General features: G+C 43.9%; 22 protein-coding genes. 13 read left to right on the plus strand and 9 right to left on the minus strand.

The features are described 5' to 3' along the window. The first annotated feature begins 379 nt into the window (after window positions 1–379). The 5 genes from LEP1GSC050_RS20345 to LEP1GSC050_RS05140 all read left to right on the plus strand — a co-directional run bounded on the left by LEP1GSC050_RS20345 (window position 380) and on the right by LEP1GSC050_RS05140 (window position 6,790). Window positions 380–2,728 carry a PAS domain-containing sensor histidine kinase gene (locus LEP1GSC050_RS20345; protein WP_020987136.1) on the plus strand — a complete coding sequence of 783 codons (2,349 nt, stop codon included), beginning with the start codon at window positions 380–382 and terminating at the stop codon, window positions 2,726–2,728. A gap of 17 nt (window positions 2,729–2,745) precedes the next feature. After that, on the plus strand, window positions 2,746–3,087 hold the full coding sequence (locus tag LEP1GSC050_RS20350; RefSeq protein WP_010568277.1) for a response regulator: 342 nt from the start codon (window positions 2,746–2,748) through the stop codon (window positions 3,085–3,087). 118 nt (window positions 3,088–3,205) lie between these two features. Next, window positions 3,206–3,628 carry an SRPBCC family protein gene (locus LEP1GSC050_RS05130; RefSeq protein ID WP_010568276.1) on the plus strand — a complete coding sequence of 141 codons (423 nt, stop codon included), beginning with the start codon at window positions 3,206–3,208 and terminating at the stop codon, window positions 3,626–3,628. 471 nt (window positions 3,629–4,099) lie between these two features. Then, window positions 4,100–5,902: a methyl-accepting chemotaxis protein gene (locus tag LEP1GSC050_RS05135; RefSeq protein WP_010568275.1), complete on the plus strand. Its 1,803-nt coding sequence runs from the start codon at window positions 4,100–4,102 to the stop codon at window positions 5,900–5,902. Between the two features lie 42 nt (window positions 5,903–5,944). Next, on the plus strand, window positions 5,945–6,790 hold the full coding sequence (locus tag LEP1GSC050_RS05140) for an SGNH/GDSL hydrolase family protein (RefSeq protein ID WP_010568274.1): 846 nt from the start codon (window positions 5,945–5,947) through the stop codon (window positions 6,788–6,790). A 23-nt stretch (window positions 6,791–6,813) separates the two neighbouring features. Here the strand turns inward: LEP1GSC050_RS05140 and LEP1GSC050_RS05145 are convergent, their stop codons facing one another. The 3 genes from LEP1GSC050_RS05145 to LEP1GSC050_RS05155 form a co-directional block, all read right to left on the minus strand. Continuing rightward, window positions 6,814–7,470, minus strand: coding sequence for a cysteine hydrolase family protein (locus tag LEP1GSC050_RS05145; RefSeq protein WP_010568273.1), 657 nt, complete (start codon window positions 7,468–7,470; stop codon window positions 6,814–6,816). Between the two features lie 443 nt (window positions 7,471–7,913). Next, window positions 7,914–8,078: a hypothetical protein gene (locus LEP1GSC050_RS20820; protein ID WP_020987123.1), complete on the minus strand. Its 165-nt coding sequence runs from the start codon at window positions 8,076–8,078 to the stop codon at window positions 7,914–7,916. Window positions 8,079–8,502: 424 nt separating this feature from the next. After that, window positions 8,503–9,189 (minus strand): TetR/AcrR family transcriptional regulator, encoded by a 687-nt coding sequence (locus tag LEP1GSC050_RS05155; RefSeq protein WP_010568271.1) that lies wholly within the window; start codon window positions 9,187–9,189, stop codon window positions 8,503–8,505. A gap of 142 nt (window positions 9,190–9,331) precedes the next feature. Here LEP1GSC050_RS05155 and LEP1GSC050_RS05160 point away from each other — a divergent pair, with 142 nt between their 5' ends. Both LEP1GSC050_RS05160 and LEP1GSC050_RS05165 read left to right on the plus strand, forming a co-directional pair. Then, window positions 9,332–11,098, plus strand: coding sequence for an ArnT family glycosyltransferase (locus LEP1GSC050_RS05160; RefSeq protein ID WP_010568270.1), 1,767 nt, complete (start codon window positions 9,332–9,334; stop codon window positions 11,096–11,098). Then, complete coding sequence (locus LEP1GSC050_RS05165) at window positions 11,095–11,445, plus strand: Cys-rich protein (protein ID WP_010568269.1); 351 nt, start codon at window positions 11,095–11,097, stop codon at window positions 11,443–11,445. Before LEP1GSC050_RS05160 ends, LEP1GSC050_RS05165 begins: the two co-directional genes overlap by 4 nt. Before the next feature lie 36 nt (window positions 11,446–11,481). On the opposite strand, the gene LEP1GSC050_RS05170 is transcribed toward LEP1GSC050_RS05165, so the two are convergent. Continuing rightward, window positions 11,482–12,063 (minus strand): lytic transglycosylase domain-containing protein, encoded by a 582-nt coding sequence (locus tag LEP1GSC050_RS05170; protein WP_010568268.1) that lies wholly within the window; start codon window positions 12,061–12,063, stop codon window positions 11,482–11,484. Window positions 12,064–12,217: 154 nt separating this feature from the next. Here LEP1GSC050_RS05170 and LEP1GSC050_RS05175 point away from each other — a divergent pair, with 154 nt between their 5' ends. Together LEP1GSC050_RS05175 and LEP1GSC050_RS05180 are read left to right on the plus strand one after the other, a co-directional pair. Next, complete coding sequence (locus tag LEP1GSC050_RS05175) at window positions 12,218–14,524, plus strand: sensor histidine kinase (protein WP_010568267.1); 2,307 nt, start codon at window positions 12,218–12,220, stop codon at window positions 14,522–14,524. Next, entirely contained in the window at window positions 14,521–15,186 is a 666-nt protein-coding gene (locus LEP1GSC050_RS05180) for an LIC_20245 family lipoprotein (protein ID WP_010568266.1), read from the plus strand. Before LEP1GSC050_RS05175 ends, LEP1GSC050_RS05180 begins: the two co-directional genes overlap by 4 nt. Before the next feature lie 9 nt (window positions 15,187–15,195). Here LEP1GSC050_RS05180 and LEP1GSC050_RS05185 read toward each other — a convergent pair whose 3' ends face one another. Genes LEP1GSC050_RS05185 through alr form a run of 4 tightly spaced genes read right to left on the minus strand, consistent with a single transcriptional unit; the run spans window position 15,196 to window position 19,152 of the window. Further along, window positions 15,196–15,948 (minus strand): hypothetical protein, encoded by a 753-nt coding sequence (locus LEP1GSC050_RS05185; RefSeq protein WP_010568265.1) that lies wholly within the window; start codon window positions 15,946–15,948, stop codon window positions 15,196–15,198. After that, entirely contained in the window at window positions 15,945–16,847 is a 903-nt protein-coding gene (locus tag LEP1GSC050_RS05190; RefSeq protein ID WP_020987091.1) for a hypothetical protein, read from the minus strand. The genes LEP1GSC050_RS05185 and LEP1GSC050_RS05190 overlap by 4 nt, the downstream gene beginning before the upstream one ends. Window positions 16,848–16,857: 10 nt before the next feature. After that, on the minus strand, window positions 16,858–18,003 hold the full coding sequence (locus LEP1GSC050_RS05195; RefSeq protein WP_010568263.1) for a lysophospholipid acyltransferase family protein: 1,146 nt from the start codon (window positions 18,001–18,003) through the stop codon (window positions 16,858–16,860). 15 nt (window positions 18,004–18,018) lie between these two features. Next, window positions 18,019–19,152, minus strand: a complete 1,134-nt coding sequence (gene alr / locus LEP1GSC050_RS05200) for an alanine racemase (RefSeq protein WP_040911143.1) — start codon at window positions 19,150–19,152, stop codon at window positions 18,019–18,021. Between the two features lie 163 nt (window positions 19,153–19,315). Between alr and LEP1GSC050_RS05205 the strand changes: the two genes are divergently transcribed. Next, the gene (locus tag LEP1GSC050_RS05205; RefSeq protein WP_010568261.1) at window positions 19,316–19,810 is read left to right on the plus strand and encodes a DUF2505 family protein; all 495 of its coding nucleotides are present in this window, start codon (window positions 19,316–19,318) and stop codon (window positions 19,808–19,810) included. Window positions 19,811–19,885: 75 nt separating this feature from the next. Here the strand turns inward: LEP1GSC050_RS05205 and LEP1GSC050_RS05210 are convergent, their stop codons facing one another. After that, window positions 19,886–20,452, minus strand: a complete 567-nt coding sequence (locus LEP1GSC050_RS05210) for a hypothetical protein (protein ID WP_232225657.1) — start codon at window positions 20,450–20,452, stop codon at window positions 19,886–19,888. A 134-nt stretch (window positions 20,453–20,586) separates the two neighbouring features. On the opposite strand from LEP1GSC050_RS05210, the gene speD reads away from it, so the two are divergent. The 3 genes from speD to speE all read left to right on the plus strand — a co-directional run bounded on the left by speD (window position 20,587) and on the right by speE (window position 22,805). Beyond that, window positions 20,587–20,973 carry an adenosylmethionine decarboxylase gene (gene speD / locus LEP1GSC050_RS05215; RefSeq protein WP_010568259.1) on the plus strand — a complete coding sequence of 129 codons (387 nt, stop codon included), beginning with the start codon at window positions 20,587–20,589 and terminating at the stop codon, window positions 20,971–20,973. A 114-nt stretch (window positions 20,974–21,087) separates the two neighbouring features. Continuing rightward, window positions 21,088–21,954, plus strand: coding sequence for an S-adenosylmethionine decarboxylase (locus tag LEP1GSC050_RS05220; RefSeq protein WP_010568258.1), 867 nt, complete (start codon window positions 21,088–21,090; stop codon window positions 21,952–21,954). Between the two features lie 8 nt (window positions 21,955–21,962). After that, a complete protein-coding gene (speE, locus tag LEP1GSC050_RS05225) occupies window positions 21,963–22,805 on the plus strand; it encodes a polyamine aminopropyltransferase (RefSeq protein WP_010568257.1) in 843 nt (280 codons plus the stop codon).

A 22,805-nucleotide genomic window follows, 5' to 3' on the forward strand; every position in this document is an offset into this window, starting at 1 on the left:
AGTCAAGGATATTTATGATCCATATTCGACTCGGTGCTATTGAAAACATTTTTTTGCTCTCATTTTGTAACCGATTTAAGAAGGAAAGATGGCGCACTTCCCTTTTTTAGAAGCTAGGCTTCTCATACGTTTTTACACGCTTTGAAATCATTCCAGTCGTCGATGGCCCGTCTCACACTAGTAAGAGATTGCAAAATGAAGCAGGATGATAATAGTTACGGCGAACTTAATTGCGGATATTCATCGATAAAGTTCGGAGACGTTTAGGCGATTATCGATAGGTTTTATATCGTTTAATTAGGCTCGACCACGAAGAAACAGTAAGGTTTTACTCTTTCGATAGTAAATGGATAGGGATCAATCCGAAGGGGGTACAAATATGACCGAGAAAAAAGTAAATTTCCCTACGAATTTGGATTCGATTAAGCAGAGTGAATTTCTATACCGAGCGATGGCAAAAAATTTCCCGAACGGAGTAGTCGCCATCTTCGACCGGGATCTTCGATATGTATTGATCGACGGAACCGGACTGGCGGATATAGGACTGTCTTCCGAAGAGATGGAAGGTAAAACGATTTGGGAATTATTTCCGCCGGAAACTTGTAATCAGATCGAGCCGCATTATAGGGCCACTCTAAACGGAGAATCTACCGTCGCCGAAATTCCTTTCCGAAATAATATATTCAAAGTCTATCATGTACCGATCAAGGACGACCAGGGGAAAGTTTTGTTCGGGATGGTTATGACCCAGAATATTACCGATCGCATACAAACAGATATCGCATTGCGTGAAAGCGAGCGTAGATATAGGGAGATTTTCGATAATACATCCGACTGTCTTTTTTTGTTGGACGTCACTTCGGATGGTCGTTTTAAAATTATAGAGCTCAATGCCGCTGAAGAGCAGGCTACAGGCTTAAAAAATGCAGAGGTATCCGGAAAATTCGTCGAGGAAATACTTCCTCCCGATCTATCAGAAGAGGTGATTAGGAATTATAAGATGTGCGTGGAACGAGGCAAATTGATCGGCTATGAGGAAAAATTGGACTTTGCATTCGGTCCTAAATATTTCCAGACTCTTCTAATACCCGTCAGAAACGCCTCGAATCAAATTTACAGAATTGTAGGAGTCGCTAGAGATATTACTCTGCAGAAGCAATCCGAGGAGCTCATACAAAAGAGCGAGCAACGTCTCCGAAACATCATCGACGGCCTTGGTCCTTATATGTTTGTCGGATTGATGAGGCCGGACGGAACCGTGATCGAAGCCAATATGACCGCTCTTTCTGCCGCAGCTTTAAAACCCGAAGATGTAATCGGAAAACTTTTTGAAGAAACATATTGGTGGTCGTATTCCGAGGAAAGTAAAAGGGAACTGCGAATGGCCATCGATCGAGCAGCGCGGGGAGAATCATATCGCAAGGATGTTCAAGTCCGAACTGCGGAAAATAAATTCATTGTCATAGATTTTTCGATCCAGCCTCTACCGGATGAAACTGGCGCCGTCACATATTTAATTCCGTCGGGGATAGTTATTACCGAGCGCAAACTTGCCGAGGAGGCGTTACGAGAGTCCCGACAAATGTATCGTGAGCTTGTTGAGAATATTAACGACGTCATTTTTTCGGTCGATACCGAAGGTATTCTCACTTATATCAGCCCCGTAGTCAGATTTTTTACCGGATACAGTCCTGAAGAATTGATAGGACGTCACTTCGCGGAACTAGTCGTATCCGAAGATCAAGAATATGCAAACCGCTTATTTCGGTCGGCTCTTTTGGGCAATCGCGAAGTGTCAGAAGTCAGAATCAAAGCGACCAAGGGAAACCATCTTTGGGTGCTGGTATCTACTCGTCCTTTGGTTCGGAACGAAAAGATCGTCGGAGTTGCCGGTGTTTCGACGGATATTACGAAGCGTATGCAGTTGGAGCAGCAACTACTTCAGTCTCAGAAAATGGAAAGTCTAGGAACTTTAGCGGGAGGAATCGCTCACGATTTTAATAATATTCTTAGCATCATGCTCGGACATCTTTCGCTGCTGACAAAGTTCGCCGCAGATCCTGGTAAGCGGATTCAAAGCATAGAGGCGATTACTAAAGCGGTCGATAGAGGGGCGGCGTTAGTCCGTCAATTATTAACGTTTGCCCGTAAATCCGACCCGACATTTCTTCCGCTTAAAGTGGATTCGATCACCAATGAGATTCTCACGTTGATGAACGGTACATTCCCGAAACTCGTTTCAGTGGAAACTCAAATCGATTCGAAGATCCCTCCAGTAATCGCGGATCATAACCAAATCCATCAAGTATTGCTAAATCTTTGCGTAAATAGTCGCGATGCAATGCCCGATGGAGGTACGCTTTCGATTCATGCCCGTGCCGTTACCGGCGATTTCGTTCGAACTTCTTTTACCAACGCGGATGCAAATGAGTATGTTGAAATTACCGTAGCAGATACCGGCTCTGGAATGGATGAAGCTACTCGGGCTCGTATCTTTGAGCCTTTCTTTACGACGAAAAAGGACGGAAAGGGAACGGGATTAGGTCTTGCAACCGCTTATGGAATTATCAGACAGCATCGTGGTTTTATCAGCGTGGAATCCTCGGTGGGGAAAGGTACGAACTTTAGAATTTATTTACCGACGCAATTGCGCGGCGATTCTCCGAAAGAAGAGCACAAGGATCTTGCGGGAAGGGACCCTCACACGATGGAAAAGAAACGATTTTAGTTATAGAAGATAAGAAAATGTTAAGAGAAATGGTCGAGATTCTCTTTGAGGGAAAAGGTTATGCAGTTCTTGTTACTGGAAACGGAAAGGAAGCCATCGAATTGTATAATGATCGGAAGAACGATGTATCCTTGATTCTGTCCGATAGGGATATCCCTGAAATATCCGGAGACCGAATGTTTTACGAGATACAGAAAATCGATTCGTCGGTTCGGGTTATTTTAGCGAGCGGGTATATAGAATTTGATAAGAAGTCGAAATTACTCAAGGATGGCGTAAAGGAAGTAATACAGAAACCGTACAAAGCAGTGGAAATACTCGAAAGAGTAAGACTGGTGTTGGACGGGCAGATCTCTTGATTTCAAAAAGAAGATCGTAAATTCCTTTCAATCTCGGTTTTAGCGGTCGATGGTATTAAGGGAATTCTCCTACGGTTTTATCGAATGCTAAAGACCGAAAATCCAAGGATTTTTAAGTATGAGTGATATTTCCGAAGTCCGGCATTTAAGTATTTCCGTAAATTTACCCAAACAAATCGTGTATGATTTCTTATCCGAGCCCCGTAATTTCCCGGAATGGGCATCGGGCCTATGCAAGTCTATTTCTCCGGGAGGTGAGGGAGAATGGCTGATCGAAGCACCCGAGGGGAATTTGCGGGCTCGATTTACGGATAGAAATATTCACGGTGTACTCGATCATTATGTGATTCTTGAATCGGGAAATGAAATATATATTCCGATGCGTTTGATTTCGAACGGATCCGGGTGCGAGCTTATTTTAACTTTGTTTCGTCTCGCAGATATGACACCGGAAAAATTTAAAGAGGATCAGGACTGGGTTTTGAAAGATCTTCATACCATGAGGACCTTATTGGAGAAAAAATTTTCCGAGAGAGATTGACGACCTATCTTTATCCGATTGTTATATACTAAATTTATTATACGATACTTTCGATTCGAGTGGAAAAACTTGAAAGACCGCTTTTGCCGATAGCATTCGTTAACCGGCCGAATTTTAGGTTTCGAACCGCCAGGGATACGTAGGGCGATAGTCCCGAGCAAGGTGTCGGGAATATTTGCTTTAATATATCTATTTTGCGAGGGATGAGTCGCTATGCGACGAACCCGAAGGAGCCCGGCCCGAACGTAGGGAGGGGGCGGCCAAGCTTGCGTTCGAAAACATTAGAAGTCGTGATTCGAAAGAGGCGCAGATGTGTCGGAATTCCGTCTTTTTGGTTGATTGTTGCGGATTGTTTCGCGTCTTAACGCAATACTTAAGAAAGTTGTGTGCAAGACTTTAGGGGTTTCGTCATATATCTTGAAACTAAAGAAATTTATTGTTTCTACATATATAAAAACGGAAAGTTAGACTATGAATCAGAGGGAATCCCGCAAACTACGTTGGAAAATTACGATAGGTATGGAAGTGTTAACTTCCATTTTAGCAGTTCCTCTTGCAGTCTTGTTTATTATTGCGGCGGGCGGCTACGACTTTCATAAATCCCTCGCGTTAATCATCAGTTCCTGTATTTCGCTCCTGACTTCTTTTGTCGTGCCCGCGATTCGATTTTTCTATCTTGGCAGAATTCTCGGAGTCCTTGAGCCTGAACAATGGAGTAAGTTAAACTCGGCTGGTAAGTCCCGGACTAAAGCACGAATCCTCAACTTTCCGCTTTTGAATACGCTTTTTTACGTAATTCAATGGAGTTACGGAATAACCTCTGCTTGGCGGATTATGCATCTCTCCTTTCAGCCGACCTTTTTCGAATCCTTACCGTTTGCCTTCCTTCCGGCTATCATTTATCCTATTCTAGGTGTGTCCCATTTCTTTTTAACCGAATCGATTCTTTCATCGGTCCTTGAATCCGACACGTTGAGCGGCATACAGACACAACCTTCTTCCGTCCGGAAAGTTTCGATTTTCTCCCGGATATTTGCGACTATCGTGTCAATTTCGCTATTGCCAGTCGTGATCTTCGGATATTTACTTTTCGAGGAAACTAAAGGTTGGATTAAGCTAGGGGATGTGACGACTCCTCTTGTTCTTACCATATTTTTTATGCTGATCACGGTTGCGGTTGCCTCCTATTTACTCGCGGTAAGTATTCGGAAGAATTCCGGAAATATGGTAAAAGCATTCGAAGAGATGTCAAAGGGCGACTTAACGATAGAATTGCCCATGCTCTCAACGGACGAACTGGGCAATAGCAGTAAATCATTAAACGACTTTGTAAAGCGACTTCGAATCATCGTTAAGAGCGTAATTCGAGAAGCCGAAAAACTTTCCGGTAGTTCGAAGGTTTTAGAAGAGAATACCAAGGAACTATCGAGAAAGATGCAGGAACAGGCCGCGGCCACCGAGCAAATGAGCGCCGGAGTCGAGGAGATTGCCGCGTCCGTAAGTTCGACAGCGTCTCGTGCGGACGGGCAGGCTGCAATTGCGCAAAAAGCGACGGACTCATTGGCGGAGTTGGACGGTAGGATTCGACAAGTTCACTTGGCGCTTTCGGAAACGAAAAGTGATGCGGATAAAATGAAGTTCGAGACTGCGAAAGGTGAAGAGGCGTTGCTCGGAACGAAAAAGGCCATGGCCGATATAGAAGAGAGTACTTCTAAAATGGGCGCTACGGTAAATGTTATTCACGAGATTACCGATCGGATCGGATTACTCTCTCTAAACGCCGCGATCGAGGCGGCAAGGGCAGGCGAGGCAGGAAAAGGGTTTGCTGTCGTCGCTCAAGAAATCTCTAAATTAGGAGAACAGACCCAAGAAAATGCAAAGAGAATTCGCGCCGCAATTCAAGAAGCTTTAACTGCGACAAAAAGCGGTCGTGGAGTTATTGAATCGACTCAAACTGTCTTTCAAAAGATAGGACAAACCGTCGGAATCACTTTAGATAGAATATCTGAAGTGGCAGATTTATCGGATTCCCAACTTTCGGCAAGCGCTAATGTTAGATCGGCGTTTACCGATTTATCTCGATCTGCGGAAGAAATTAGAAATCACACGCAGGAGCAATCTCAGACATCGGCGGAATTTTCCAAAACCATCGTGTCGATATCCGAAACAACGGAACTGCTAAATAGAGTGGTGAGCGACATAGACAATCTTGCGGAAAAGCTTGCGCATCAAGCCGCAAGCTTGAAAGGTGATGTCGAGTTCTTTAAAACCTGATTCTTTATCTATTCTTGTGCCTACGGAACTCGAAAAATCGATATGATTAAGAAAATACTGATTTCGACCCTTGCAGTTTTTCTGATACTCCTCTGTCAGGTAGGTTATGTTTATAAACAGGCAACAGGGGTTCCCGGTAATAGTCCGGTGGCTACCTTAGAAGTCCCTAAAGATCCCGGGAAGCGAATCGTCGTATGCATGGGTGATAGCATTACGCATGGAAGAGTTAGCTACGATTATGTAAACGGACTTGCTTCCGATACGGATCTCGAAAAATTTTCATTCGTTAACGCCGGAATCAATAGTCGTCTTGCGTATAATTTGTTGCAGAAAGCCGACGAAGTTATCGCGCTTAAGCCGGATTTTATTACGATCTTAATCGGCACTAACGACGTAAAGGCTTCGCTTAGTGCAGAGGAATCCGAACGCTACATTAAGCTTTGGCGGTTATCCGAATCGCCTTCTAAGAAACTCTTCGTTAACAGCTTGCGTAAGCTTATTATGAGATTACGAAGCGAGACGAATGCGAAGATAGCTTTGGTCTCTCTTCCTCCGTTGGGAGAAGTTTTGCTGAGTAAACCTTATCTTCGTTCCACGGAATATAGTGATGAAATTCGAAAAATTGCGGAAGCAGAACGAATCCTCTATCTTCCTTTACACGAAGAAATGGATGCAGTTTTAAGAAGTAAGGGGCAAAGTAATATTCCGGAATATAGGATGGATTTGCCAGCGATGTACGTTGCCATTTTTCTGCATTATGCAATGTTTCAGGACTGGAATTCCATTTCGGATATGCGTAATCTGCACTTCTTAACGGATAATATTCACTTAAATCAAAGGGGAGGCGATATCGTCCAAAAGCTCATCAAGAAATTTTTACTCGAATAAAATTTTGGACCCGTCGTCGCGAATTACTTTGCCGATTTAGTAAGAGCCTCCAGAAAATCGTCAGACGATATAATTTCGGCTTGTCTGGGGAAAACTTTTTCCATCAGCACTTGGTGAGTCTCGGGATCTTTGTCCGCACAGAGGTCTTTCAGTACGATACTCTTATAATCCGCGTCCGAAGCATGGCGTAACGTGGAGAGAACGACTCCGCTAGTAGCCACGCCGAACATAACGATAGTATTGATTTCGTTTGCCCGTAAGATCATATCCAAGTCTGTACCTAAAAAAGCGCCCACCCGGTGTTTCGTAATTACGATATCTTCAGGTTTTGGCGAAACCGAAGGATGAATTCCCAGCAATTTCGGATCCTGCCCAAATCCGCCGGATTTTTTGATGGAGTTAAACATCAGATTATTCGGACTGATTTCGGGAAATCCGGAACGAAAGCCGACAACGATATAAATAACCGGGAGCCCGAATTTTCTGGCTTCGGAAAGGACCTTGTCGGCCTTCAGTAGGACCCCTTCTGAAGTCTTCAGATATCCACCGCTGATAATCGCATTTTGATAATCCATAATTAACACGGCAGTTTTTCGAACATCAAATGTCGGTTTTTTATCCGCAAAGACGAACGATGGAAAAGAAATGAGAAACAGGGAAGTTAGTAAGATTCGATTCATAAACGAAGGTTAGCGGCTTTCCCGTTTTCGTCACTCATTTTGAATTCGTAGTCATTCAAGATTCGGATAGATTCGTTCAACCGTTTATTTGAACTTATAATCTTGCCTATAAAGCGTTTCCTTTTTTCCGATTTTTTAAGTGTTAATTGAGACTTCGGTCCGTTCAAAGGTTCGGTAAAAGGTCTCTTATTAATTGCGGACTTCGGTCGCATATAGCTAGTTTTTAACTGAAGTTGTGAGTTTTGACGGAGAAATTTGCTTCGACCGTACTGATATTATAATGCTATTTTTGGAAAAGGAAGATTAATTAGGATTCTAACGCCGGTCACATTAGAATTCGTAAAGGGAGTTTGAGCGTTGCGCTCGAGAGGTCTCAAATTTATTGAATTTTGGTAGAGTGAGCGGGTAAAGTCGCTGCGAATCTTATCTATCGATTCTGGTTCCTAATAAGAACTATCGAAGTTACTTTCTAAAATTTCTCCGAGGCATTCCGAATCGTAAAAAGATTCATTAGAATAGACGAATGGATGATCCTGCGTTTTGGGAAGATACAACTCGGATTGTTCGGTATTGGAAAGGATTACTTCGGATTCTCTTTTCGTGTTCACACATCACCTCTCATTTTATAGTAGCGAATTTTTAGACGATTTATTCTACACCGATCTTAAATATTCCGTTTCACTAATTTATATTTTCCGATAAAATTATTACGTAAATGGCAAATCCGGCCGTTTGCTATATGCGACTTTAGTCCGAAGGGAGTAATGATTAAGGGTTGCTGTCAGTTTTTGAAGGCCCCACCCGTACTGGGTGGGGGCCGGTGCGGTGGTACCCACGTAGGGCTTGCGATTTCGCGAATATCACTTCTTCTTGTTTTTGGAAAGTACTTTTTATTGGTGATTCTATGTAGGAGGTCCTACATTAAGTTTAATAGTAAGTATAGTTGACAGTTCGGATAAACTGTGCTAAAAATTTTTCGTTCAGAAAAACCGCCGCCATCCCCCACCCAGGAAGGGTGGGCCGCGAAAAAATCTAATCCGATTTTAATCCTTTATGCAATAACCGAACCATCTCTCGGATTGTAGCTTTGATTTCGGGTTCGGGAACTTTGTACACGATTTGCCCCATAAAGCCTAAAGCAAACGTAAGTGAGGAAATCCCAAATGCAACGGACTTTAGATCCACTTTAGAATCGATTTCGCCGGCTTTTTTAAATTTCTCTAATTCTCGAACCATTTCAGGAATGGCTTTTTCATAAATCTTCGTCTGTATAATTTTACTTACGTTGGCATCTAAGATGATTCTGCTTACTGCCACTTTCATGAAGTCGGAATAATTTTTAAATTCGGAACATCGCTCCAAAATCGAATCGAGCAAGGCTTCCTCTAAATGAGTATAGTCCTTGGCAGCGGGAGCCTTTTTGAGAAAAGCGTCTCCATTTTCGTCCAGTTCTTCCGCTCTCGTGAGAATCGCTTCTAAAAGACCCTGCTTCCCGCCGAAGTAACGCATTATGAGGGCTTCATTTGCACCTGCTAATCCGGCAATATCTTTCGTCGTGGCCGCATCGTACCCTTTTTGAGCGAAAACCTGAATCGCAGCTTTCATCAACGCTTTCTCCGTTCCGATACGGTCCCTTTTCTTAGGGAACGATTTTGCTAAGGACGAAGAAGAGGATTTTCGAGTATCTTTTTTGATCTTCTTTTTTACAGGTTTTGTCATTTAACCGTCCACAGGAAATGTATCCCGACCGTTGACTAATCAGCCAAGCGGATTTTTCGTTTTGCTAAACTTTTCGCGCTTGCTCGGCATTCCGATCCTTCGGAAGAATGTAAAATGTAAGTAAGTAATTACATAGTAGATAATGAACACGCTTGAATTACAAACGAAATCTGCTCAATATTCTAAAGAAAATAAACCGTCTCGTCAGAACGCCGAAAATAATGCTTTTTTGGCGTCCTGGATTAGGAAAGGGGACACAATGTATATAGCTCTTCTCTTATTACTCGGACTAGGCGTATTATTGCCTGGCCTGGGTAGTTATCAAATTCTTACCCAAGGCGACGAAGAGATGCACATTGCGACGATTCGTGAAAGTCTTTCTAGTTCCTCCTTTCTATTTCCTAAATTTGAAGGAGTGATGAATCTTTACAAACCACCAGCGCTCTTTTGGTCAGGTATTGCCGCGGATTCTATTTTTGGGACCAGCGTCTTCGCAGAAAGATTCCCGTCCTTTCTTCTTTTTTTATCTACTGCACTTTGCATATATTCCGGTCTGCGAATACTAGGTTCTCAGCCATTCTTCGCTTTTTCATTTTCAGCATCCTTCTTATTTACCTTGGGAACCTTTAAATTTTCCCGTTTGGTAATGATGGAAGCGTTTCTTGCTTTTTTCATGGCTGCCGTATCGGTTTTAGTTCTTAAATACCAAGTTTCAAGAGAACGTCGATGGCTGGTAGCCGCCGGAATTCTTACAGGGATGGCATTTTTAGTAAAAGGTCCGCTATTTCAGGTTTACGCCGGAATCGTATTGGTATCGTTTTCAAGTGTAAGGGTGTTTATTACGAACTCTTCCGGAAAATGGACCGGGTCCAAACGAATCGGAAAGGAAGTTCAAGATAACGTAATATTTCATCTTTCGGCGCTTGTTGTGCCTACAATATGGATTTTGAGTTTGCTGTCGTATTCCGAAGCGGGACGAGAATTCTTGGCTTTCTTTTTCCTAACGGAAAATTTGGGTAAATTTTCAAGCGCTACTACGAATCAGGGGGAATGGATTCTTCTTGCCGGTTGGTTACTGTATAGTCTACCTTTTTCGTTCTTACTACTTTTTGCAAATATTTATGCAATCGCTGCGAAAGCGAAAAATTACGCACAAGTTTTAGGGAAGACGTTCGTATGGGCCTCTCTCGCGATTCTTATGATTCATCTTACTCCGAATCGTAAGGATTTTTACTATGCTCTGCCGATATTGCCTCTGGCATTTCTCGGAGCCGGAGCCTTCTTTTCCCGGATGAATCCGGAAATCTTGAAGAAACCTCTTTCCTATAATATGGGTTTTTTAATCGGTTTTGGAGCCCTGCTTACGATCGGAAAAGTCTGCTACGAATGGATTCTCGGAACTGCCGTAATTCTGGATATATTATTCGCGATTCTTGCTATCTCCGCGTTCATTGTATTCATTCTTACGCCTAAATTCGCGAATAATATATCTATATACGCTATTTGTAATGTGGTTGTCGCAGGTATCTTGATGGCTTACGTTCAATTCTCTTTAATTCCGGCTTTAAGTCTTTCGGATTTTCCGGAGTCGGGGCCTGTCCTACAGGCAAAGAAAGTTTGCGTAATTGCTGAGAATCCTTGGACCGCGCTTTCGTATAAAAATGCGTTGGTCGGCTCGGATGTGGCTCATTCCGTTCCCGGTTCCGAACGAAACTGTATCGACGGCGATCGAGCCGTAATCGACTACGTTACACATTGGAAACCGAGAGACGATTATAAACTCGTTCAATCTTGGTCGATTCGTAAAAGGGATCTCACTTGGTCCGAATTTCTCGAAAACAGTCACGGCCAAGAATTAATCTTTTATTATGAACCTATTAATATATTAAAAAATTCGGAGGCAAGATGACTTCTCCCTGGCTTGTAAAAGTCTTCCGCTATCTTCCCATTCTACTGCTTGGAATTGCTGTAGGGGGATTCGTAGCCGTAAAATATGCAAAACTGCCGGGTTCTATCACCAAAGGAGATTGGGAAGGCAAGGAAATCTGCATCGAATATTGCGATTCCCTAACTAAGTGTACGAAAGAATCGATACCTCAAGCTTCGGAAGACCAATTGTATAAGATGGAGAATTCTTGCTTGAGAGGTTGCAGAAAACATTTCGATAAAATGCAGGTCTGCTTGATTCCTGAAAAGATGTCTTCCTGCACCCATTTAACGTCCTGTCTATTTCAGGAAATGAAGAAGTACTATTAGAAATAACTTTTTGGTATGGGAACCGATTCTGGAGAATTATCCCTTCCAGAATCGGTTTACTTTTTTAACGTAATCCTTGGTCTCCTTAAACGGTGGAATTCCCTTATGCTTTTCTACCGCACCTGGCCCGGCATTATAGGCGGCGATAGCTAGGTCGGTATCGCCGAATCTTTTTACTAGATCACCCAAAAACTTTGTGCCGCCCGATATGTTTTCTGCAGGATCGAATGGATCTTCGACTCCCAACATTTCTGCCGTTCCTGGCATTAATTGCATCAACCCGATTGCGCCTTTCCGGGAGATAGCGTTGGGTTTAAAATCCGACTCCGCCTTAATTACTGATTTTACTAAATTCGGGTCTAGTCCGTTTCGGGCCGATTCCTGCTGAATAAAACCGGAAAGGCCTAACGTATCTAAATCCCCTCTTACGTTTCGAGCGGGTTCGATGTCGGATAACTTTGAATTTAGGATATCGGAAAAGGATTCTTGTGTACTTGTAGGAGGAACTACGTCCGTACGATTTTCATCCGTCTTGTGAATGAATTTATCGGGGATTCCTCGAATCTCTTCCATCCGGCTTAGTATACTTTGAAAGGCAGGTAAATCCGTCAGCTTCATCGGTTCCTTGAGTCGAATTCTAGTCCGTTTAGTGTAAAATGACCTATTATGTCTCTCGGCTATTTTTAAAGGCCTCTGAAGCGTTTTTTGGGTCTTTTCACAGTTTGGGAAAAGGGTTGGTTGAAAAAAGATCAGGATATTGAAGGATAGGCCGGTGATTGAAATAGAGATAGTCACTACACCTAGGCTTACCGCTTTCCCTGTATTCCTGGCATTCAGCCGAGGATATTTCGAAGAAGAAGGCGTAAAAGTGCGTGTCCGCGTCCTGAAGAGTTACGAAGCAGTTTTTGCTCATTTGAGGGAAGGAAGGGCCGAAGCAGGAGAGGTTCCGTTTACCGCTTGGCTGGACCAACAATTGCGTAGGACCTCTCCGAATTGGACTCTATTCCGCGGCATTATTCTCTCCTGTTTGGTTCAGGGATTTTATTCCGCCTCGTATATGGAAGCCGAGGCGATACGGGACTCCTATCACAGCTTTTTACCGATTCTTCATCCGTTGTCTCTGGATCGATTCGTTGCGGAAGAATTTTTCAGATCGGAAAACTATCATCGAAGAAAGCCGGTGCCTTATTTAGTTACTCGTCCGACTCTCTTAGTGCACGAATTCATTAGAGCGGAATGTATGGGCGTCGCTGCATCGCTGCAGGAGTATCCTTTTTTCGGAGAAAAGGGATACTGTCTCACCGTAGACAATGAAATTCCGCCGTACTATCTCCCGACAAACATGTTAGCGTTTACGGGAAGATTTGCGTCTAAATTTCCGGAGGAAGCGAATCGGGTTTCGAGGGCCTTGAAAAAGGCAATGGAGGACCTTGCTAATCATGTCGCTTACGAAGGAGATTCGTACGTTGCAGATTGGGTAGGTCCTTGTCCTTGGAAGCCGATGGACTTAGACGGGTTTTACAGACGTCCCGTTTCGGAATTGGGAAGAATCCTTTCAAGCATGCCGTCTTTAGAAGACGTCCGATTTGTCGTGGATATGTATAGAAAAACATATCCTGGAGACGGACAAACGGCTCAATTATTGGATTTGGCATCGCAACGAGTAGCGGATAACCCTTTTCCGAAATTTCCGGGTGCATTAGATTTCAAAAAAACGAAATTACACGCGGAGTATTATTCGACCTTACATCCGAATCGGAGTCTGAACAAAAAAGAACTCACTAAATCTCCTCTTCGTAACTTAGTCAGCGAAATGAAAGAACTTGCGCTGGGCCTATTTTCGGGTCGTCGCGAGGTGTCTTTAGATAAGCAGATCCCGACAAGCCCGTATCTTTTCATTCGCTCTACAATCAATAGTATATTAGATTATCTAAATCAAGAAATACGTGATTTAGAAGAAAAGAACAAGCGTCTCATGGAGGATAATTATCTCCTGGAGACCCGCCTTGATATAAGCGATTTAAAGAGACAAACTACCGAAGAACGCTATCGCTATATGTTCGAATTTGCCACGGACGCGATGATCATCGTCAACGCGGATACGAGGATGATCGTGGACGCCAACCGACGTTTCAGGGAAGTTTCCGGATACCAAGGCTCTGAAATTAAAAATATCAGATTAGCAAGAATTCTGCCGGATATCCTGGACCAAAACGAATTGAAATCTCCGGGAGGAAAGGATCAGAATATGGCATTTCTTCCCGAGGCGACCTTGATTTTAAAGGACGGGACTCGTTTTTCGGTAGGCTTAAGCGTTACCGGGTTTAGCGCCGAAACGAAGCGATTTTATCAAATCCAAGTCAGCGATAATGCGCTCGTTCTGGAATCCGAAAGAATCAAACACGAATTTATCTCGAATATTTCTCACGAATTACGATCCCCGATGACGAACATTCAGGGATATTTCGACCTACTTTTATCCGACCCAGTCCTGACGCTAAACGAAGAGCAAAAGGAAATGGCGGACGTGATTCGTAAGAACGTAAGAAGACTGAATTTTCTTATAGAAAATCTTCTCCAGCTGGAAAAAAAGGATTCCCAAAACTCCGAAGAAATGGAGGAAATTTTCGACCCTGCGGTAGTTATCGAGGAAGTCTTATACATCAATTCTCCGCCGGCTGTCGAGAAAGGATTGGAAGTAGTGTCCAATCTTGCCAAAGGATTGCGGATTAAGGGAGTAAGATTCGAGTTTTCCCAAATCATAACCAACTTGTTTGTAAATGCAATTAAGTATACGGAAAGAGGAACCGTGGACGTTACCTTAAAGAAAATTTCCCCTTCCAAATTAGAGCTAAGCGTTATCGACATGGGTATCGGAATCGATCCTAAATATAAAGAAATGATTTTTGAACGATTTTTTCGCGTACCGGACCAACGGAATCGCACCGTGGGTGGAACCGGCCTAGGTTTATCGATCAGCCGTACTCTCGTAAATAAAATGGGTGGCGAAGTCTTCGTAGAACCCAACCAAAAAGGTGGAAGTATTTTTCGAGTCGTATTACCCTTATTCACCGCATGAAGCCCCGACTTTTCTTTTATTCGATTTTTGCGGTTCTACTTTTATCGGGATTACTGATTTCTTTTTGGTCTCCAACGGATAATAAAAGGAAGTCGGAACTTCTTCAGGGCGGACTCTCTCAAGAAACGGTCTCCCGGCAGGAACATTCCTTGTTTGATTCCTCTTCGGGGTTTGTGGATTTCTCCGGAACTACGGAAGAAAGATCCACGGATCCCAATGAACCGAAGATTCCGGACGAAAAAAAATCTTACTTAGATAAGTTGAGCGATGAAGATAGAGCAAAATTGTACGAGCAGATGTATGAAAGGTTCAAACCTCTTGCGGATCGTTTCCCGGACAATCGGTTAATACCGCGTAAAATCTCTTCGGAAGAAGCTGCCAAACGCAAAGAAGAGGAGGATCATTATTATCGTATTCAGAGCGATCTTCTGGATAGGAAAGAAGTTTCCAAAGAGGATATGAATTTCTTTTTAGATACAAAATTAAAAAGGTCGGACGATATGCTGGAAATTCTCAAGTACAGCATTGAGAACTTTGAAAAATCTTCAAAGTCCGATGGATCGCCAAACGGCGAATACGGAAAAATAGTTAGAGAGAGAATCGAGAATATCGAAAAGAGCAGAGAAGAAGTTCTTGCTTCAAAAAAAAGTAATGAAAATTAACGGTTACGTCTAACGCCTGTGCTTCCCTTTTTTCTTTTTTGTAATAAGCTTCTTTTTCCCAACAGTCTTTTTTGCGATCGGTAAATTCATATCGGCAAGAAGAGCTGTAAGTGCAAATAAAGGTTCTAATCCTAAAAGCTCCAGCAAGTGCAGAATTTTCACAAATCCGACCTGTTTTAGCAAAACCAAGGCGTTCTTCGTTCCGAATCCCTTTAGGAGTCGGGGAATTTCGGCGACACCTCTTTTCCGTATCCATTCGGCGCATTCCTGCGGAGTCAACGCATTCGCTAGGGGAACAAAGTCTTTGACCGGAAGCGACTTAGCTAATTCTAAAAACGATTCCAAACCCACAGCTTTCAGATATTCTAAAGATCTATCGGATCCCAATCCGTGTAAAATTTCAACGATTGACTTAGGACCGAGGACGTGATTAATCTTTCGGACATCTTCCGCCGGTAGAGCCTGAGCTAAGATCGTCAAATCCGGCAGTCCCAAATGTTTTACGAAAAAAACAAGGTCTGCCGGATCGGATTCCCGAATCAAGGGAACTAAAATCGTTTCAGGTATGGATTGGATGAGTGATACGATTTCCTTTTCGCCGAGATGCTGGCTTAAATAAAGTAGCTTTTTGTGATCCACTTTTTCCGAAATGGAAAATAGCGCTTCGTATCCCAAATTTCGAAATAACTGAAACGATTTCTGCGGACCTAGTTTATCTAGATATTCTAGAGCATTTTGAATTGTGGATATGACTTTTTTCAACCTAGTATATCCTTCAATATTTCTAAAATCAAAGGAGAAAGATTCCGCTTTTTATTTACTTCTCTCAAGTTATGCGCGGCGTCCTCGGCAACCTTACCGATCCAAAGTTCCAGTTCGGTAGTGGAAAGACCCAAAAATTCCCTGATCGTTTCTTTTCTGTAATGATTCAACAAGGTGTCGCGGGCGGTCGCATACAAATTCTCTAATGCAGATTGAACTTTCAGATCGGAAGCGACGGCGCGTCTAAGGCGATCCACTCGAGGTCCGATTTGCCCGCCGTCTACTCTTCCCATTTCGGCAAATCCGGTTTTAAAAAGAAGTCTCAGAGTATTTCTAAGCGCGGATTGGACTTCGGCAGCACCGGAGCCGATGGAAACAAAGTCCGCGATGCGTTCGGTAAAGGCCGGCAATAATGAGGATAAGAATTGAGAAACTTGTTTTTCCAAACCGGCGGCTTGAAAGACTCCGTGCAACGGGTTGATTTTTTTATGGAACTCGGTTAAGACTTTCTCCAATCCTTGGGAAAGGATATCCTGAACTTCCGGTAGATTAAGGATTCCTAGGATCAGATTTTTGGACGGCGCCGCCTGAGTGCCTGCAATCAACTCAACTAGGGCTTCTCGAGTTTCCTCCGACAAAAATTCATCGAATGAAGTGTGAGGGAATGCTTTTTCAATCGGAAACTCTTCCGACAAAATCTGGATTTTTTCTTCGGGTAGTCGTACAAGACCGACTAATGACGGAGAAAGCCGAATGTTTTCCGGTAAGAGTTCTTCCAGGCTGGAATCGAATAAAAAATGCAAACTTCGGCGAAAGGACTCTTCGAGTCGCCCGGGTTGCGTAAGCCAGTCGTAAACTCTGGACTTTCGCGATCGAAAAAAAACAATTCGAAACGCCAAACGATTCTCCTTATGCGGTTTGCAAACTAGACCAAGCTGCTTCCAATTTCGGTAAATGTGAGGTTAGCTGGTTTTTATGATATAAGACTAAATTTTTCTTTCTTAAATTATGCGCATCTTTAGGCGCTTGAAACAGTTTTTCATCGAAAACTATATCTTCGCCGTCCAGTTTTAAATAACCTTTTTCCTTGGCTTTTCCTAAAAAAGACTCGAAGGCGCTCATCAGATGCTCGCCCGAAAATTTCTGCGAAATATAAATTTCCGGATGCTTGGACCGAATCGTTTCCGCCAGAGCCTTTAGCGCCGAAAATAATTTGGTTTTGCTTTCCCTAGCTTTTCCTTCGCATTTTAGAAGAAGGTAGGAGGCTAAATTTCCGGCCGTAACCGTATAACCGTTTCCTAATTTTTCCTTCACTATACCTGCCACCTCGTCCGCGCTGGCTTCCTCGGGAATCGGGAAAGGTTGTCCGTAACCGATGTGAAGTTCCGCTTTTTTGGACGAGAAATAATCGTAAGTGAACGTGAAGGAATTGAAATGTAATCCTTTGAACTTGGAGCGAAGGAAATAAACGCCCTTCTTGATTTGATTCATATAACCGTCATGATTAAATGTACCTTCGGGAAACAGGAACAAGGTTCGTCCTTGGGCGATTTTTTCGGAGAGATAGCTCCATTCCTGCTCTACCATATCCCGAAGTTCCCCTTTTTTCAAAAGCTCCCTCGTATTGTCTCGAAACGGTCTCTTTATGGGAACGCAACCTATGTAATCCATGAATTTCGGGATAATCATGGATTTGTCGATTAAACCCAAGATGACTTTCATGATTCCTTTAGGTCGGAGTTCGTTTACTAAAAACCCCTTTCCTAGCATATCTTCGCGAGCAGGAATCGCGAATTTAATCTTAGGGAATACGTGCCGATAAACGGCGGCCAATGCGGGAACGTCGGCCTCCGAAACGTGATTCGCCATAAGGACGGAAGGATAGGGTGCATCCAATTGTCCGTCCGATTTTCCGTTCGGGAAATGCTCTTCAAAGGAATCAAACGCAAAGCCTCGCGCTTTATAAACAAGATCGATCATCCAGCTGTAAGTTTTCGTCGTCCGAACAGGTTCGACTTGATCGGTAGGTGTGTTCATTTGAGATGTAGAATCCATTAAATTTTTCCTTTTTTATTCCACGATGTACTTTGGTACGGATTCGCTTATCCGAGTCGTAGTTTCATAATTAATCGTATTAGTCCAATTGGCATGGTCATCGACTGTGACTTCTTCCTGGCCGTCCTTTCCGATAATCGTGACCGTATCTCCGATTTCAACGTCGGGTATATGCGTCACGTCAAGCATAGTCATGTTCATGCAAATTCTTCCCAGAATTTTTGCGCGCTTGCCACGTATCAGCATGACTCCGTTATTGGAAAGTTTTCGATCCAATCCTTCGTAATAACCGACCGGTACGACTGCGACTTTCGTAGGAGTGCTGGTTTGATAAGTGGATCCGTAGCCGACGAAACTATCGGAGGGTAGATCTTGCATATGAACTACTCTCGTTTTCCAACGAAGCACAGGATAAAGACGAAATTCACTTCTTCCGTTTAAGTGAAGCGAGAGTCTCGTCTGGAGACTGGGCCAAAGCCCATAGAGAGAAATGCCGATTCGAACTAAATCGTAATGCGCTTCCGGAAAGAGCATGGTGGACGCAGATGCGCAAGCATGTCGGATAACGTTGGCATATCCGAACTTCTCAAGGGTCTGGATCGCTTCCGCAAATTTTTGTATCTGTACCTTGGAATACTTTTGTTCGATGACGTCTTCCGTGCTTGCAAAATGTGTGGAAATTCCTTCCAAAGGTAAAATTTCCCGTTTGAAGCCGGAGAGGATGGATTCTAACTCCTTTCCGAAGGAGCCGAGCCGTCCCATCCCCGTATCCACTTTCAAATGAATTTGAGGTCTCGGCAGACAATTTGCAAGAATCCTGGCGTCTTCCACTCGTGAAACGACTACCCAGAAATTAGAATCCGAAATTTCCTTCACTCGTTCCTGGATTGCAGGAGTTGCACCCATAATTAGGATGCGAACGGAAGGATATTTACTTCGGAGATAACAAGCTTCCTCGAGAGAATTGACCGCGAGCAAATCCGCCCCGCCTTTTAAAGATAATTCCGCCATTTGCAGAAAGCCGTGGCCGTACGCGTTGGATTTGATCACTGCGCTTAAAAGTGTCCCGGGACTGAGAAGGGAACGAAAACTTTTGAGGTTCTGTGTCACTGCCTCTTGCGAAAGTTCGATCCAGGTTCTGTCGTTCAAGGGTCGTCTCGATTCCTTTCCGTTTCTCCTAGTATTGCTTTCTCCCGGTTTCTTCCCAATAGTTTTTTCCAAATCAATCGCGGAAAAAAAAGGGTTTCCCGACGGAAGAAAATTCAACAAGCTGCCCGAGAAAACTCCTCATAAACAACCCAGGAAGTACCGGATGAAGCAATATAAAGTCGTGCAAACCTTCCCCGTTCCCCTCCAGGATCTTCTCAAAGCAAGGGAAGATCGTTACAAATACCTGGAACAGTTTCCGGAACTAAAAAACGTCGAACTTCTGGAGGAAAAAAAAGACGGAAATCGGGTTTTTCAAAAGAGAAAAGTAAAATTGGCGGAGTCTCTGCCCAAGGTTCTGGCTGCCTTGCTTTCCGATCCTTCGCTCTTGGAAAATTCAGTCTTCGATCTTAGCACAAACACGCACGAGTTTACGATCGCACCTCCCGGAAACGATTCGATTGTAACAATCAAGGGAGTTTCCGTCTATAGGGAACTGGGCCCAAACGAATCGGAGCGCAGTTATGATGTGCAGGTCTCTTCCGGAGTTTTCTTAATGGGAACCGTGATTGAAACGGTTATCGAGGAGATTCACCGGCATTCGTTGGACAAGGATAAGAATTCCATCTCCGAATTTTTAAAAAAATACCAAGCCGACTAATTCTCTCCATCAAAGAATCGAGCAGCCATCTTTCTTGCCGGCTGCTTGAAAATTTATTCCTTAAGTACTTCGAATTTATTCCTTAGTCGATTCTCCGCCGTTCGGAGCGTCCCCCCAATGCTTTAGCGTTTCAAGGAGTTCCTGCTTGGGACTTCCTTCTCCAAGATAAATCAATTCCTCTCCTAGGTTCCAAGCCCCCCAAACCGGTTTTCTTTCTTTGAGGGCAGTCAATTTGTCGGCGAAGCGATCGTCGGATAAAAGTTGTTCGTAATCGGGACTCTCCGAGTCGATCTCAAGAAATTCCCAACCGAAGTTTTGCAGCGTTCGGAGAGAAGTAGAAGCCTCCTTGCAGGCGAGGCAGTTAGGAACCTGGACGATAAACAGCACTCCTTTTCTACCGGATTTTTCGGCCTGGGAGAAGGCGATTGCTCGAGTTTGAATTCGTTTATCGGGAGTCGGAGCGAAAAAAAATGCGCTATTTGCAAACCAAACAATACTTAAAATAAGGCAAAAGAGCACGAAAAGAATCAAAAGAGCCCGTTTTCTATAAATAAAATTCATCGTTTGAAATGGAGTAATTTCGGGTTTTGCAAATTCGCTTTTTGATCTTTCCATAGAAATGTAATATAATTTGTTCGGCATTTTTTCCGATTCTAAGAAAAAGAAGTTCGGAAAAAATAAATATAAATTTACGTAGAGAGTTGACAAAAAAACATAGTCATACGCATGCTCGGTTTCTAAACCAAAAACCAAGTTTCGGAGGTGTCAGGCAGTAGATGAACGCATTGGGTAAGCACGTAATTGCAGAATTTTATGAGTGTGATTACGAGACCATCAACAATCACGAATTGGTAGAAGATATCATGTTGAAGGCCGCCGACCTTTCCGGCGCCACTACGGTTAAATCTGTGTTTCATAGGTTTAGTCCCTTTGGCGTAAGCGGTGTGGTCGTCGTAAGCGAATCCCACTTCGCGATCCATACCTGGCCCGAATACGGTTACTGCGCAATCGACGTCTTCACATGCGGAGACATTATTGATAACCAGACCGCTCTGGAATATCTCAAGGAACGCTTCTGTGCCAAAAGCATCTCTGTAGTGGAGATGAAGCGTGGTTTGTTGCAATTAGGCGTCGACCTACCTCACAAGCCAGTTGGGAATTAAGGACTATCTCTCCGGCAGAGCCGGAACACCCCCCATCGATAAAGACGAATTTCCTTCTCCCGGAGGGAGCAAGGAGTTCTTTTGTATTATTACCACGAGGAGAGGTATCAGAGTATGAGCCTAAAGATTAAAGAGCAAGTAAAGATCGTTAACCGTTTTTCTTTTTTAAGAAGTGCTATTGAAATCAATTCCACCGAGTCCGGTGAGGCTTTCCTCGTTACGAGAGAAGCTATTGCGGCCGGTGAAGTTGTAGCCGTCTGGGGAGGCAAGGCAGTTCACAAAAACGAACTGGCGGGACTTTCCGGATTGTCGACCCCGCATCGCGTTCATAGCGACTTCTATCTAGTTTCTCCGCTCCATGACGACGGGATTGACTCGATTCACTATATTCGACAAAGTATAGAACCGAACTGCGGATTTCAGGGTGACATTACCCTCGTCGCCCTAAGAGACATCCCTGCCGGCGAAGAAATCACGTATCATCCTGCGATGAAAAACCCGGAACTGGCCTGGGCTCGCACGGAAGACGCCGAGATCGTAAGAAACCGCTTTAACGGAAGTTTCCCTTCTTATATCCAATCTAGAATCGACGCAGACCCCGAATTAAAGGTCTACGAGCCGTTCAAGAACGGTGCCTGGGGTCTTTTGACCTCCATCGATCTAGAAGGCTGTGATGCGGCTTTAATTCGCGATGCCGACGCGATCAGGCGCTATGTTCGCGAACTCTGTGATCTGATTGAAATGAAACGTTTCGGCGAAACTGTCGTCGTTCATTTTGGAGAGGATGAAAGAGTCGCCGGATATTCTATGTTCCAACTGATAGAGACTTCTTGTATTTCCGCTCACTTCGCAAATGAAACCAATACTTCCTATATCGATATCTTTTCATGCAAAGGATACGATCCGAAAGTAGCGGCGGAATTTACCCGGGAATTCTTTAAAGGCGACGCGATGCGCCTGACCGTAACAAACCGCTTCTAGGAGGCATATTGGAACTCTGGCTGGACGAAGCGCTCGAACTAACGAACGGGCGCGCTCTCAAGATTAAAATAAAGGAATTCATACACAGTCGTAGGACTCCTTTCCAGAAGATAGACGTATTCGAATCTCAGAGTTTTGGCCGTATGTTCACTCTTGACGGAGTGATTATGATGACCGAGGCAGACGAATTCGCTTATCATGAGATGATCGTCCATGTTCCGATGCTGAGCCACCCCAATCCCGAAAAAGTCTTGGTGATCGGGGGCGGCGACGGCGGGACAGTACGAGAAGTTCTAAAGCACCCATCCGTAAAGGAAGTTCATCTGTGTGAAATCGATAAAGGGGTGGTGGACGTTTGCTACGAATACTTCCCTGCTATCGCTAACGCGATGAAGGACCCGAGGGTGAAGCATGCCTACGAAGACGGAGCTGAGTACGTCCAAGATTATAAGGAGTACTTCGACGTAATCTGTGTGGATTCTTCCGACCCTGTCGGTCCGGCGGAAGTTCTCTTTAAGCGACCTTTTTATGAAACCATGGCGGCTTCCTTAAAGCAGGGTGGGATTTGCACCACTCAGGGCGAAAGTTTTTACTATCACGGTAAGGTCATTAAGGAACTATTTCAATTCATTCCTCAAGTCTTCGATCATTGCGGTTACTATTTTACCGTGGTGCCCACGTATCCTTCCGGAATTATCGGCTTTACATACTGTTCCAAAGGACCGGACCCGTATAAGGTGGAACCGGATCCTAAGCGGGTCCCCAAAGGGTTGAAGTATTACTCTGCAGAAATGCATAAGGCGGCGTTTATGCTTCCTCCATTTGCTCAGGAATATATCGTGCGTAAGTAG

It is taken from the genome of Leptospira broomii serovar Hurstbridge str. 5399 (assembly GCF_000243715.2).
In the GTDB taxonomy this organism is placed as follows: Bacteria; Spirochaetota; Leptospiria; order Leptospirales; family Leptospiraceae; genus Leptospira_B; species Leptospira_B broomii.